The organism is Stappia albiluteola (assembly GCF_014050225.1).
In the GTDB taxonomy this organism is placed as follows: domain Bacteria; phylum Pseudomonadota; class Alphaproteobacteria; order Rhizobiales; family Stappiaceae; genus Hongsoonwoonella; species Hongsoonwoonella albiluteola.
Window position 1 is genome coordinate 10,082 of record NZ_JACFXV010000030.1, and the last position, 15,009, is coordinate 25,090.

6 protein-coding genes are annotated in these 15,009 nt (G+C 63.3%); 2 read left to right on the plus strand and 4 right to left on the minus strand.

Going from position 1 to position 15,009, the window contains the following annotated elements:
• Positions 1-420: 420 nt before the first annotated feature.
• Both H2509_RS01560 and H2509_RS01565 read left to right on the plus strand, forming a co-directional pair.
• Positions 421-8,016 (plus strand): type I polyketide synthase, encoded by a 7,596-nt coding sequence (locus H2509_RS01560; protein WP_182161622.1) that lies wholly within the window; start codon positions 421-423, stop codon positions 8,014-8,016.
• Positions 8,017-8,046: 30 nt separating this feature from the next.
• Positions 8,047-9,423 (plus strand): aminotransferase class I/II-fold pyridoxal phosphate-dependent enzyme, encoded by a 1,377-nt coding sequence (locus H2509_RS01565; protein WP_235974592.1) that lies wholly within the window; start codon positions 8,047-8,049, stop codon positions 9,421-9,423.
• Between the two features lie 16 nt (positions 9,424-9,439).
• Here H2509_RS01565 and H2509_RS01570 read toward each other — a convergent pair whose 3' ends face one another.
• The 4 genes from H2509_RS01570 to H2509_RS01585 all read right to left on the minus strand — a co-directional run bounded on the left by H2509_RS01570 (position 9,440) and on the right by H2509_RS01585 (position 14,948).
• On the minus strand, positions 9,440-10,993 hold the full coding sequence (locus tag H2509_RS01570) for a capsular polysaccharide export protein, LipB/KpsS family (RefSeq protein WP_182161624.1): 1,554 nt from the start codon (positions 10,991-10,993) through the stop codon (positions 9,440-9,442).
• A gap of 95 nt (positions 10,994-11,088) precedes the next feature.
• Positions 11,089-12,375 carry a capsule biosynthesis protein gene (locus H2509_RS01575; RefSeq protein ID WP_209001737.1) on the minus strand — a complete coding sequence of 429 codons (1,287 nt, stop codon included), beginning with the start codon at positions 12,373-12,375 and terminating at the stop codon, positions 11,089-11,091.
• A 16-nt stretch (positions 12,376-12,391) separates the two neighbouring features.
• Positions 12,392-13,747, minus strand: coding sequence for a capsule biosynthesis protein (locus H2509_RS01580; protein WP_182161627.1), 1,356 nt, complete (start codon positions 13,745-13,747; stop codon positions 12,392-12,394).
• Between the two features lie 67 nt (positions 13,748-13,814).
• Complete coding sequence (locus H2509_RS01585) at positions 13,815-14,948, minus strand: polysaccharide biosynthesis/export family protein (protein ID WP_213085635.1); 1,134 nt, start codon at positions 14,946-14,948, stop codon at positions 13,815-13,817.
• Between the last annotated feature and the right edge of the window lie 61 nt (positions 14,949-15,009).

Genomic DNA, 15,009 nt, shown 5'->3' on the forward strand with positions numbered 1-15,009 from the left:
GGTCCGCGAAACCCAAATGTTACGATGACCTCGCTCGAAGCCGGCCGACGCCATTTCGTATTTGCAGTGTCCTGCCAGTATGGCTAAGACGCTAATATGGCAAGCCGCCAAAATAAAAGGCACAGGACGACGGTCTGGTTTGCCCGATCCGGGCGCGCGGGGGAGGCCTTGAAACCTATGCGGATAACAGAAAGTGAAGAAAGGGCTCTTCCAATTTCCGCAAGGTTCACTCCATCCAGATCTCGCCACCCGACGAAATCGGGTGGGTCGTCGATGAAAATCTCGCTCCGAAAGAGATTGTGGTATTGCATGTAAGTACCTGATCCGCGATACCCGTTTGCCGCATTCAGCTGACGAGCTGGGCAATCAGGAATTGCAGTCGAATTCAGCGAGCAAAACGAAATTTGATGGAATAGGGTAATGGCGACCAGGCACTGTGACATTTCTATTTCCGGCTATGCTTCCAGGGTGCCTGGGGCAAATTCCGCCGAACAGTTCTGGTCAAACCTTACCAACGAAGTCTGCAGCGTCACCTCAATCACCGAGGACCGTTTCCCGCTTTCCAGATACGGCCATCCCGACCGCAACGTCAGTGGCAAGAGCTACACGTGGGCGGCAGGGGTAATCGATAACGTGTGGAGCTTCGATCCCACATTCTTCGGCATTTCCCCGCGCGAAGCCGTGCAGATGGATCCGCAGCAGCGCATCCTGCTCGAGGTCGTCTGGGAAGCGCTCGAGCATGCCGGCATCCGGCCGTCCGAACTTGCCGGCACTGATGCGGGCGTGTTCGTCGGCGCTTCGTCGCTCGATTATCACCACCGCTTCGTCTTCGATCCGTCGGCCCTGGACATGCAGATGATGACCGGCAATACGCTGTCGATCATCTCAAACCGCATTTCCTACATCTACGATCTTCGCGGTCCGAGCTTCACCGTCGACACTGCCTGTTCGTCTTCGCTCGTTGCCCTGCACGAGGCGATCAATGCCGTTGAGAGCGGCCAGGTGGAAACCGCGATCGTCGCCGGCGTCAACATGCTGTTGAGTCCGCTGTCCTATCTCGGCTTCTCGCGCGCCTCGATGCTTTCGAAACAAGGGCTTTGCCGCGCCTTCGACGCCGACGGCGACGGCTATGTGCGTTCCGAGGGTGCGGTTGCCTTCGTGCTTCGCCGCAGCGACATCGCCCGCGCGAAGGGAGACACGATCCACGCCCGCATCCTGGCATCCGGCCTCAACGCGGACGGGCGGACGGTCGGCATGTCGCTACCCTCGTCCGATGCCCAGGGACAACTTCTGCGCGACATCTACGAAGGGCTTGGGATCGATCCTGCCGACCTGGCTTTCGTCGAGGCGCACGGTACCGGCACGCGGGTTGGCGATCCGGCGGAAGCAGGCGCTCTCGGCTCGATCGTGGCCCGCAGGCGCACCGCACCGCTGCCGATCGGCTCTGTGAAGACCAATGTCGGCCATCTCGAATCCGCCTCCGGCGCTGTGGGCCTTCTGAAGGCGTTGCTGTCGCTGAAAAAGGATTTCTTCCCGCGCTCGCTCCACTTCGATACGCCGAACCCGGATATCGACTTCGGCGACCTCAATCTCAAGGTCGCCGGCGAGGCGGTGAAGCTCGAAAAAAGTGACAGGCCGCGGCTTGCCGGCATCAATTCCTTCGGTTTCGGTGGCACCAACGCCCATGTCGTGATTGCTGACGGAGAGACGACGACCGCGCCCGACAGCGATGCGCCGGCCAACGCTCCTCTCGTCCTTTCCGCCAGGAGCGCGGATTCCCTCGTCCGCCTTGCCGGCGCCTATCGCCAGCGCCTTTCGGAAGCGAAAGGCGATGAGCCTGCCGCCGCCGTTCTTTCCGCCGCGGCGCACAGGCGCGACTGGCTGGATCACCGGCTTGTCGTATTGGGCGAAACCCCGGAGCAGAAGGCAGCCGCCCTTGGTGCCTATCTTGCCAATGAGCCGCACGAAGACATCATCACTGGGCGTGCACCGGCAGGCGGCGGCAAACTCGCCTTCCTGTTTTCCGGCAACGGATCGCAATGGGCCGGCATGGGCCGACAGGCGTTCGAGCAGGACGAAGCCTTCCGCAAGGCATTCGGCGAGGTCGACGCGGCGTTCAGCGCCATCTCCGGCTGGTCGCTCGAGGAAATGCTGTTTTCTCCCTCTCTTGAGCAGGAAATCGAGAGGGCCGAAATCAGCCAGCCCCTGCTCTTCGGCGTTCAGGCCGCGCTGACGCAGTCGCTGCGGGAAAAGGGTATCGCCCCGCAGGCGGTTGCGGGCCACAGCGTTGGCGAGGTCGCCGCCGCCTGGGCGGCCGACGCGCTGACGCTCACCCAGGCCGTGCAGGTGATTTACGCCCGCTCGCGCTACCAGGAGCAGGTGCGTGGCCAGGGTACCATGGCCGCCCTGCTGCTTTCAGAGGAAGAGAGCCAAGCAGCGATACAGGAATCCGGTCTCGACGGCATCGAGATTGCGGCGGTGAACAGCCGCCGCAGTGTCACGATTTCCGGCCCGACCGCCAGCATCGACGCCTTTGCGAAGTTTGCACGCTCCAAACGCTGGGCGCTGCGCAAGCTCGGCATTGCCTACCCCTTCCATTCGCAGCTCATCGACCCGATCGAGTTGCCGCTGAAGCAGGCTCTCAGCGACCTGACGCCGGCAGCACCGGCGATTCCCTTCGTGTCGTCGGTTGATCCGGAGCAGGATGCGATCATCGCCGACGGGACATATTGGTGGCGCAATGTTCGCCAACCGGTGCGGTTCGCCGACGCGGTGGCGAAGCTCATCGAGCTTGGCTCTACCGTTTTCGTGGAAATCGGGCCGCGGCCGGTGCTCACCACCTATGCATCCGACATGGTGCGGGAGAATTCCGGCAGCGGTCTTGTGCTGGCCAGCCTCGACAACAGCAAATCGCACCAGCGTTCCGACAATCCGGTAGCCGCGATTGCCGCGACCATCGTCGCGAATGGCGGCGCCGTCGATATCGCGCGCTTTGTCGGGTCCGTCGGCAGGCCGCTCCCGGACCTGCCGGCCTATCCATGGCAGATGCAGGACTTCCGTCCTGAAGAAACGGACGAAAATACGCAGGCAATGTTCGCCCGCTCATGGCCGCTGCTTGGAAACCGCCTGAGCGCGAGCAGCAGCGAATGGTTCAATCATTGTGATGCGAAGCTCAATCCCTTCCTCGGCGACCATCGGGTTGAGGATTCCGTCGTCTTCCCGGCGGCCGGCTTTGCGGAGATGGCGCTTCGCGCCGTATCGGAATGGACGGATTGTGATGCCGTCGAACTGCGGGATGTCGAAATCCTGCGTCCGCTCGTGCTGGATGGCTCCGATATCCAGGAAACGATGGTCCGGGTATCGGCTGACGACAGGGTAGTGGAGATCTTCAGCCGCCCAAGGCTGAAAGGCGCCGATTGGTCTCTCAATGTGCGCGGCCACTTCATCACGCCCTCGAAGATCAGGCAGCGCGAGGCATTGGATGCCGGCGCGTCGGCCTCCTCCGTGACGATTGATGCCGAGGAACTCTACCGCCTGACCCGCGAACACGGCCTGAACTACGGCCCGGCATTCCGCCGCGCGAAATCGGTGGAGCGCATCGACGAGCGCACCGCGCGCGTGGCGCTCGAACCCCGTCACGCCGATATCGGAAGCACGCGCTTTTCGCTTTGTCCGACGCTGCTCGATTCCGGCTTCCATGGCCTGTTCGCCCTGCTCGGCGACAAATCCGGCGATAACGGCAAGCGCAGCTTCCTGCCCGTACGCATCGGACGGCTGCAACTCGCTGCGACCGGAAAAGACCCCGCATTCGTCGACATCCGCATCACCAAGGCCTCACCGCGTTCGGTGGAAGCGAGCTTTGACCTTCTGGATGCCGACGGTGCTCTCGTCGCGCGCCTTACCGGCGCAAGGTTCAAGGCTGTTCAGCTTTCCGTCCCGCTGCAACGCGACAGCCTCGTCTACCGCACATATGCGCGCCTCCTTCCCGACCGCCAGGCGCCATCGGCCGTCGATGCTGTCCTTGGCAACGACGTCGCGAGCCTCGCCCTGAAGAGCGGTGTGATTTCCGCCGACGAAGCGGAGCCCGAGGATGCCGCGCTCCTGATCGAGGCCCTTGCCCGGTCGGTTGCTCATCAGACAATCGCAACGCTCGCCGATGCGGGCGAGTTCGATCCGGACAGGGCGATGTCCACCGGCGGCCTGCACGAATCCGCAAGGCCACTCGTCGGTGCGCTGCTGAACTGGCTATTGGACGCGGATTTCGTTGAGGAGACGGAGTCGGGCTGGAAAGTAACCGATCCGAATGAACAGCCCTCGCCGGCGGCGATCCTGTCGGCGGTCATGGAGCAGGCACCGGAACATATCGCCGTTGCCTCGCTGCTCGCACGCCTTGCGGAAGAACTGCCCGGGATCTTGCGCACCGGCCTTTCCGAAAGCGCATCGTCCCTGTTCTCCTCAAGCCTGCTCGAAGCCACGCTGATTGCCTCGCCCGAAGCGCGCGCCTCGGATAATGGGGTGGAAGCCTTCGCGACGACCCTGATCGATGGGTGGCCGGAAGGGAAAACCCTTTCCATTCTCCTTGTCGGCGCGACCCGGCAAAACCTTGCGCGAGCCCTGCAGGCAAAGCTCGATCCTCACTATGCGGCTCTCGCCGTCACCGACACGCACGAGGCAACCCTTCAGCGGGCAAAGTCCCAGCAGCAGAAAGACGACGCCATCCGCTTCGTCGATTTCGACGAGGAAGCGCTGGAGGCAGAAGGTCCGTTCGACATGGTACTGTCTTCCTCCGGCCTTTCGGATTGCTCGCAAGAGGATCTGGCCCTGCTTCGAGGACAATTACGCACCGGCGGCCTGTTGATGGCAATCGAGCCGCTACCCTCGCTGGCGAGCGATCTGGTGCGCGGCGTAGGACGGGATTGGTGGACGAAGGGCGCGGGTGGCGAATTCGCCCTCTCCTGCCTGAAGTTCGAGGACGAATGGCAGAGCGAACTGGAGCGTTCGGGCTTCGACAACTGCACCACCTTTCCTTTCGCTTCATCGACGGTCGAAGCGAGCGTATTGACTGCGCGAGCAGGCGGGCGGGAAACGCAGGCGGAAAATGTTGCCGCGGCACAACCGGCGATCTCGCCGTCGCTGCTCGTTATCGCCGACGACCTGCTCCAGACCCGGCGTCACCTCGAACACCTGCTGCCTGCCCTTGAGGCCGAAGGTATCGGTGCGATCCGGATTTCCTTTGGGGAACAAACGAGGCTCGATACCGCCGGGAACGGAACGATCGACCCGATCGGCGACAGGGACAGGCTCAAGGCGCTGATCGGCCAATGCGCGTCCGGGATCATTCACCTCGACGGCGCCTACAATGAAGATGGCAACGACCAGGATGCGGTTGATACGCGGCTTTGGTCGCTGACAAGACTGCTGAAAGCGATCGGCGGCGACACTGCCCGTTTGTGGGTCGTAGCACCCGGCGCCGCGCAGGATTTCGCGCGCGACGACGTCGAAGGCTCGCCCCGCCAGGCGGCCGCCTGGGCCTATGGCCGCGTGGCCATGAACGAATACAGCGACGTCGATCTGCGCCTTGTCGACGTGTCGCCGGACCTCGCCCCGAAGGATGCCGCGTTGCGTCTCGCTGCGGAAATCGCCGCTCCCGGCGAAGAGCGCGAGGTGGTGATAGCTTCGGATGGCAACCGCTACGGCCTCCGTATCCAGCGCGGCGCGCTGCTGTCCGAAACGCCCGAAAACCTCACGGGCGATGTCGCCTTGCGGCTCGACATCCGTCGACAGGGTTCGCTCGACGAGTTGCGTTGGCAACCGGTCGTCCGCCCCGCCCCGGAGGGAAGCGAGGTGGAAATCGCGGTCGAGGCGAGCGGCCTTAATTTCCGCGACGTGATGTGGGCGCTCGGCCTGCTGCCGGAAGAGGCCCTCGAAGATGGCTTCGCCGGCCCTACGCTCGGCATGGAATGCGCGGGCCGTGTGGTGCGTACCGGAGGGGCAGTCTCCAGGTTCAAGGTTGGGGACCGGGTTATGACTTTCGCGCCGGCCTGCCTTGCAAGCCACGTGACGGTCGACGAAAGCGCCTGCGCCGCCGTACCGGACGCGATGCCCTCCGCGGCGGCTGCCACGGTGCCCGTCACCTTCCTGACCGCCTATTACGCCCTCGTCCACCTCGCCCATATCGAGCGCGGCGAAACGGTGCTTATCCACGGCGGCGCCGGCGGCATCGGCCTTGCCGCCCTTCAGATCGCCAAGTGGCGCGGCGCCGTGGTTATCGCCACGGCCGGTTCGCCGGAAAAGCGGGCGATGCTCCGTCTGGCGGGCGCCGATCAAGTGCTTGATTCCAGAAGCCTCGATTTCGTCGAGGAAGTGATGGACCTGACCGGCGGCGAGGGTGTCGACGCGGTATTGAACTCGCTCTTTGGCGAGGCGATGCAAAGAAGCATCGACGTGCTGAAGCCGTTCGGCCGCTTCCTGGAACTCGGCAAGCGCGATTTCTACGCGAACACGCATATCGGCCTCAGGCCGTTCCGCCAGAACCTGTCCTATTTCGGCATCGACGCGGATCAATTGCTTACGCGTCAAAAGCCGCTGGCCGAGCAGCTCTTCCGCGAAATCGTCGGGCACTTCGAGAAGGGCACCTTCAAAGCCCTGCCCCATCGACGTTTTGCGGCAGCGGACGTCGTGCAGGCTTTCCGGCTGATGCAGCAGGCGGGACACATCGGCAAGATCGTGCTTGAAGCACCGGCCGTTTCCGCGACCGCTGAACAACCGCGCAATCTCAACCTCGATAGCGAGGCGACCTATCTCATAGCCGGCGGCTTCGGGGGCTTCGGCGCCGAATTGCTCTCCCGGTTGGCCGATAGGGGCGCGCGCACCTTGCTGGTCCTCTCGCGGCGCGGCGGGGAGAGCGACGATGCGAAAGCGGTGATCGAGCGCCTTGGCGCCCGCGGCGTGCGCGTCGAGGCGCGTGCCTGCGACATTGCTGACGAAATCCAGTTGCGCCGCGTCCTCAAGGAAGCACGCAAGACGCTGCCGCCGATAGTGGGCGTTTTCCACACCGCGATGGTGCTGAACGACACGTTGATCGCCAATCTGGACGAGGACGGCATTTCACGTGTGCTGCTGCCGAAGGTGCGCGGTGCCGAACTGTTGGACAGGCTGACCGCGGAAGACCCGATCGAGCATTTCGTACTCTATTCGTCGGCCACGACGCTCGTGGGCAATCCGGGCCAGGCGAATTATGTCGCCGCCAACGGCTATCTGGAGGCACTTGCCCGTCGTCGCCGGACAAACGGCAAGCCGGGCCTGGCAATTGCCTGGGGTGCGATCTCGGATGCCGGTTATCTGGCGCGCAACACGGATGTGAACGATATCCTGTCGAAGCGCCTGGGCGGCCAGGGCCTTAGCGCCCGTGATGCCCTGGACGGTCTCGTCTCCCTTCTCGAGGCCGCCCCCGCGGGCGTCGAGAACGCTGCCATCGGCTATGCGCGCATCGACTGGCAGGGCGCGAGTCGCGACCTGAAGATCGTCGGCACGCCGCTCGCGGCCGGGCTTGGCGGAGGCAACGGCGAAGCCACGGAAGTTTCGGGCGACGCCCTCGACCTTGCCGCCATGCTGAAAGGGCTGGACCGGACGCGCGCGACCAAGACCGTCGCCGACATCCTCGCACGAGAGATCGGCAAGATACTGCGCATTTCCAGCGAGGAAATCGACCCGCAGCGTCCGCTTGCCGATGTCGGCATGGATTCGCTGATGGCTCTGGAACTGCGCATGAACGCCGAACGCCTGCTTGGTGTGGACATTCCGCTGATGGCGCTGGCGAATGGCGCATCGTTGAACGACATGGCCGGCCGCATTGCTGCCCGCGTCTTGGGTGAAGCTTCCGCCTCGACGATCTCTGCCCCGGTTCAGACGCTCGCTGCGCAGCATCTGGACATGGACGGCATCGAGGAATCCGATCTCGCGAACATGGCCCGCGCTGCGGAGGCCAAGGCCAACGAGATGCGGTCGATCGTTTAGGCATGGATGGATCACGCGGGAGCAGGCGGAATGGACGATAGTACGCGCGCTAGGTTGTTGGGCGAAATGCGTGGCAGCCGGCGGCGATCGCGGGATCGTTCCTCAAATGGCGCCGCCCACGAGGATTCGCCGGCGCCGGCGAAGCCCCGGACCGCGGGCAAGGTCAGCGCGTTCGACTTCTCTTCCCTGCCGGAAGTCCACCAATTCGCCGTGCAACGCGCGGCGGCGGAAGTGATGGGGATCGAAAACCCGTTCTTTCGCGCCCATGACGCGCTGGCGTCCGCCACGACGACGATCGGAGGGCGCGACTACGACAATTACGCCTCCTACAACTATCTCGGACTGAACGGCCATCCGGCTGTCAACAAAGCCGCGAAAGACGCTATCGAGCGTTATGGCACAAGCGTCTCGGCAAGCCGGCTTGTCGCCGGCCAGCGCCCGTTCCACGCAGAGGTGGAATCCGCGCTGGCTGCTGTTCATGGCGTCGAGGACGCGATCGTGATGGTCAGCGGGCATGCGACCAACGTCACGACGATCGGCCACCTGATGAAGCCGTCCGATCTGGTCCTGACCGACAGCCTCGTTCACAACTCGATTGCGGAAGGCTGCAAGCTGTCGGGCGCGACACGGCTGAACTTTCCGCACAACGACCTGGAGGCCTTGGAAAGGCTGCTCGAGGAGCACCGCCACAAACACGATCGCGTCCTGATCATCGTTGAAGGACTTTATTCGATGGACGGCGATTATCCGGATCTTCCGGCGCTGATCCGCCTGAAGCAGTCTTTCGATGCATGGCTGCTCGTCGACGAGGCGCATTCCATCGGTGTGATGGGCAATACCGGCCACGGCATTGCCGAGCATTTCGGCATTGACCCTCGTTGCGTCGAGATGTGGATGGGTACGCTATCGAAGACCTTTTCGGCCTGCGGCGGTTACATTGCCGGGTCGAAAGCCCTTTGCGACTATCTCCGTCTCAGCGCTCCCGGTTTCGTCTTCTCCGTCGGGCTGTCGCCGGCGCTTGCCGCAGCGACCCTTGCTTCCTGCAAGCTGCTCAACGACGAGCCCGAACGCGTGGAGCGCCTGCATCGCAACGGCCGCCATTTCCTGGAGAAGGCCCGGGAAGCCGGTCTCGATACGGGACCGAGCGCGGGGCTTGCGATCGTGCCGGTGATGGTCGGCAGTTCCATCGGTGCGGTTTCGCTCTCCAATCGACTCCTGGAGCGCGGCATCAACGCCCTGCCCATCATTTTTCCCGCCGTCGCCGAACGCTCCGCGCGGCTGCGGTTCTTCGTCACGAGCGAGCACTCGCTGGAGCAGATCGAACGGACGGTAGAGATCGTTGCCGAGGAATTGGCGGCTGTCAAAACGTCCGCTTCGCCATTCGCGAGCATTTCCGCCAGGTCCTGAAATCGTGATCGGCCGGTCACAGGCCGAGCTTGCGCCCGAGCCAAGAGAGTTCGCGCAGCGCACGTGCCTTCAGGCCATGCAGGCGGTTGCCCCGCAACCGGGCAAGCTGCCCGATCAGGAATTCGGGAGAGCAGGGCTTCAGCGTGACGGGGTCTATGCAGCGGATGTAGTCGACGAAGGCGATATAGACGAGTTCGTCGATCGTTCGCCTGGCATTGCGGTGAGCTGACAAGCCGATGTCGTCGGTCAAGCCCCAGCCGGCATAGAACGGCATGCCGTAGACGGTGACCGGTTTCGACCGCATGAGAGCCTCGAAACCGGAAAGCGACGAGATCGTTTCCACCCTGTCGCAGACGTCCAGCAGTTCCAGGATATCAATATCGGTCACGACCTGATCGGCGAGACCGCGCAGGTCCGCATCCTCGACCTTTCCCCGCCGCAATCCCGCCTGCACGTCGGGATGCGGCTTGAAGAGAATATGGGCCCCGGGATTTCGCGCACGCACGAGCCGCAACAGATCGAGGTTCGCATTCTCGGTTCGCTCGCAATCTATGAGCGGGGAGATGGACTTGCGGATCCCGGCGTCGTCGCCCACCTGCCCGGGAACCAGGAGGATCTCCCGCTCCTGCGGCAGTTCCAGCGAATGTCCGCGCGATCCGACATTGTATTTGGTCACGCGGCCGGCAACGATCATCTCTCGAAGCAGGGCGCCGCGAGCGATCTCTCCTTCCCCCAGTGACGCATTGTTCAGGCGCTCCTCCATGCGGCTCGGGCGCGTCGCGTCAAAATAGATGCCCAGGTCGTCGACGGCGAAGGAGGCGCCCCGCACCAATCCCGCGCCCAGCCCCACCGAACGAAGAAAACCGTCTTCGATGCGAAGGAAGGGGACCTGCCTCGCCGCTGCGATCGCCTCCGCCGACCGGCTGGAGGCGCCAGCCCAGCACAGCACGCGCCCGCCGCGGCCGGCCGCCCGGTCGATTGCGTCCTCGACGCTGGCGCAGAAGGTCACGGGGTGATCGGAACTGCCGAACGCGGCCTCGATTGCTGTGCGGTTCCAGGCTTTCACACCGACACAAAACGACGGCCTGACGTTTTCCCGCCGCTGTCGGGCCGCCGCTTCCAGCGCTTGCAGCGCATCTGCCGGCGGCAGGACTTCGCGTCGCCTGTAGGGGCTCGGGAACCGGATTGCATTCGTCCCCACGGCCTCGAGCAAGAATGCGGGACCGGCCGATGTTCTATGCGGATCACCGTCCGCATCACGCAATCCGGGATCGATCGAACGGATCAATGCCGTCATTTGATCGCGGTCCGGGACGCCCTCCTCCCCCGCGGCCATGAAGGCAATGGCTTCGCGCAACGCTTCGGCCGGCACCGCCGTCCGCATCAATATTTCTCGCGGGATTTCGATAAAGAGAAAGCTTGCCGGATCGACGAAGGCCTTGTCGACCTTGCCCGAGAGCGGGCCCGGCGCGGCAAGGAAAAGGCGCCGCTTTCCCGCAAGGCAAGCTTCCTTCGCCTGTTTGAACGGCTGCGGCGCCAGGGTCACGGCCAGCGCACGCCGTTGCGACATTCCCTTCAAGCCGGAGCAACGAGTACTGGCGGCCAACCTTTTGATCAGTCGGCGATAAGGCTTGAGCGCCGGATCGGCGATCCTTACCCGAAGGGTCATAGCGGCACTCCGATCGCACGTGCCCGAGCCAGCCGCGGCGGCGGGTCCACATAGCCGCCCGGCTCGTTGAGATCCCCGCGAAGCATACGGGAACTCATGGCCTCGACCGCGGCCTCCAGACCATCGGCGTTATGGATGGAGCCCCGCGCCAGCAAGGTTGCGGCCACCGCCTTGCGGAAATCGAGAAGCAGAGCGGCATCCGGTTTCTTTGATGCCTTCCAGAAGTCGTCGAGGCTACCTTGATGGGTCAGTCCCGGCATGTCGTAGAGCGCCGGAGAAAGCGTCTTGACCGGACAATCCTCCATCAGCGCATCCAGGCCTGCAGTGGAGTTGACGGTGACCAGCCCCTTCGCTGTCCGCGCCAGGTCTTTCAGCGAGCCTCCATCCACAAACACGACCCGTCCGGCTATCCTTTGCTTCAGCGCCATCTCGTCCAACCGCCGCCGCCAACGGCCGAGACCGTTGTCGTTGGGATGCGACTTCACGACCAGAAGCGCCTCGTTCGGCGCGTGGGCAGCGAAGGAACGCAGCACCACCTCGAGCGCGGCCGCCATCGTGTTGAAAGGCGAATGCGCAGTCAGCTGGTAATCGCCTTCAATCTGCAACGGCACCAGAAAAAACGGCGCGTCGGCGGAGAGCAAACGCTGCTGGGCCTTAGCGGCACCCCTTGCGCGGGCGGATCTCGTCGCAAGCCGCAGCGCCCATGCGCCATAGTCGAGGAGAGGATGCAGCGGCGTATGGCGCCTGTAGAACGGATAGGCCGGCCGGCCAAGCAGGCTCGCCAGATGATAGGAAACGTCTTGCCACGCTTCCAGCACGAAACTTCCGGGGTAGCGCGGGGAAAGGTCGATTTCGCCGACGTCGGACGCAATGCGCCGGATGGCTGCCGGATCGTCGGGAAAATGGCTGAGGACCGAGTAACCGCCCCGTTCGATCGTCATCCAGCCGGGACGCAGGTATCCGAGTTCGGTCGCAATGACACGCACGCCGCGCATGGCCGCCGCTTCGATGGCGACGCGGTGATAGAACCGGCGGTCGCCATGAACGACGAGATCCGTAATCCGGAGGCGATCGAGGAGGTCGCCGACGTTGCGCGCCCAGTCCTCAGGGCGACCGCGATAGGATCTTGTGCCGCGCCCATGCCAATGGATCCAATCGCCCAGGCAGAAATTGACGCGCGCGACCTCGTGCCCTTCTTCGGCAAGGCGCCGGCCCAGCCTCCGGTAGAGCGGCGACAGCGGCCCCTGCAGAAACAGAAAGCGGCGCGAGGTTTCGGGGGGCACGGCTCTCTCCCGCCAGCTATCGGGAAAACCGGTCGCCGGCGGCATGATACCAGCGATTCGTGCGCTGGCCGCTTGCAAGGATCTCGTCGAAGTCCACCGGCAGGCCATGCGCCCTGGCCTTGGCGACGCGCGGCTGCAAGCCTCTGAGGACCTGTGGGCAATTGACCCGATCGCCGATGATCCGGGACACGATTTCACGGGCTGCGACCCGCTGCCCTTCGCGAACGTAGAAGTTGCCCTTGACCTGGATCCCGGTCGCCATGAGCCGCTCCAGTGCGATTACCAGATCCGGATCGGGCTTGGGAGGCGCGCGCCAGAATTCGTCCAGCGGACGCTGCGAGGCGATGCCCTCGATATCGTAGACCGCGATTCCCAGGACCTTTGTCGGGCATCCCACCCGCGCCGCATGCAGCGCCGTCGTGCTGTTGACCGTCAGCATGCCGGCGGCGTTTCTCAGCAGTGTGTCGAGATTTCCGCCGTCGATCACATAGACCCGGCGCTTCAGACCGTATTTGCGGGCAAGTGCCCTGAGCCGGCTGCGCCAGGGCTCGATCCCCTGATCGAGCGGATGGACCTTGAAGACCAGCCGCGCCTGGCGGGGCGCGTGGCGGGCAAATGAGGTCATCGCCACTTCCGCCGCTTCCAGCAGATGATCGAATGGCGCGTTGTAACGCAGCTGGTAGTCGCTCTGCAGCTGAAGCGGGAAGACGAAATAGGGCAAGCCCGCATCCACCACATCGTCGATCAGATAGTTCGCGTGCCTGTTTCGATGTCGCGACAGGAAAAGCCGCGGGATCATCCAGAGGTATTCGGGGATCGGGTGGTAGTATTTGTCCTGCGAGAAAAACGGAAACAGGAACCAGAAAAACACATTGATAAGATTGAAGACGACTTCGTAAAACGCTTCGAGATGGAAGGGGTGGTTGTAGAGAGGTCTGCGGTCGATCGGCGGGAGGTTCCGCGCCGCCTCGATAATGGAAGCCGGATCTTCCGGAAAGTGGGAGAGCGCGGACATTCCACCCCGTTCCAGGGTGATCCAGTCGGGTCTGAGATACCCGAACTCGCAGGCGATGGCCTGCACATTCATCCGCTGCGACAGGTCCCTCGCAGCCGCGTGGTACGGCAGGCGATCCTGATAATAGAGTATATCCGTAACCGCATTTTCCCGAACGAAGCGCTCCAGGAATACGGGCCAGTCCTTCAGGCGGCCGCGATATTGCGTGCACCGTGCGTCGTGCCAGAAGAACCAGTCGGCCGGGCCGAAATTGATGCGCAGGGCGCGATGCCCCTGCGCTTCGACTTCGTCGGCGACCGTGCGAAAGAAGTAGCCGGGTGGTCCCTGCAGGAAGAGGACAGTCCGGAAATCCGACACCGCTGCTTGTCTTTCTTCGCCTGGTCCCTCGTCAGGTCGGCGGAATTGCCGAATCCGAAGAACCGTCCTAGTTTGAAATTGCGTTGACCGTGTTCACATTCGACAGCAATGGCCCGATCAGCTGCAGGAACTTGCCGAATTCGGCCGTCGGGTGGTTCGCCACGTAGATGACGTCCTTGTCCCGCATCTCCATCGCCCGCGCGGTGAAGAAGGCTTGCGGCTCGCGGAAATTCAGCCTGTAGACCACCGGAAAGGTTTCGCCCGAGACACTGCTCGCCAGATCCGGTCGCAGCAGCCGCACGAGCGCCGCATCTTCGTAGCGGAATAGGAAGACGCCGCCGGCATCGGCGAAGAAATCCTTGAGCCCGCCGACCTGGGCAAGCGCTTCGGCCAGCGTCACCGTCTGCGTCTTGAAGGGCACCAGAGTCGTTTGCCCAACGGCACCGAAGGCGGAATAGGTGCGCGGCTTGTGCGACAGGAGAATGTTGTCGCCGGAAACCAGCGGAATATTGTTTTCGGGATAATCGATGAGATCCTCGAACCGGGCCGTACCCGAACGATGGCCGCGCTTCAGCGTAACCACCGTTTCATAGACCGCTTCCCGCGCGCCGCCCGCCTGCGCAACGAGCTCCAGGAGTCGCGAGCCGCGAATCGACAGCGGGTACTGCCCGGGCTTCGCCACATCGCCGACCACGACAACACTGTTGCTGGCATTGTTCTGGACGGTAACGGAGACCTGAGGTTCGATCGCCTTGCCCTTGAGCTTGTCCTCGATGGCGGTCCTTAGGCCTTCGACGGTCAGGCCGTCCGCGTGTATCCGGCCCGCATAGGGGATGAATATGAACCCGCTCTGATCGATGACCGTCGGCACCTGCACCGATTTGCCGGTTGCCGTCGAGAACAACCCGTCCGGCGCCGCTTCCCAGATGCCGATGACCAGGCCGTCGCCGACGCCCAGCACGCTGTTCCTGCCCCGACTGCCGATCTCGCCGAATCTCTGTGCGAACGTGACCGGCCGGTAGCTTTGGATGGAACGCGCAGAATTCCTGTCCAGCGTCACGGTGGCATAGTTCGCCTCCGTGGTGCCCGACTCAATCTCGTCGGCAGTAATGGATATGGCGGACGGCCCCTGCCCGGGCAGGGCGGCGCAACCAGCCAGCAATAGTGCCAATAACGGAGCAAATATCGTTCGGTTCGGCAATTCAAACAGTCTCCAACCCGGACGCTTCTGTTATCACCATAGATTGCATTGTCAAAGCTGC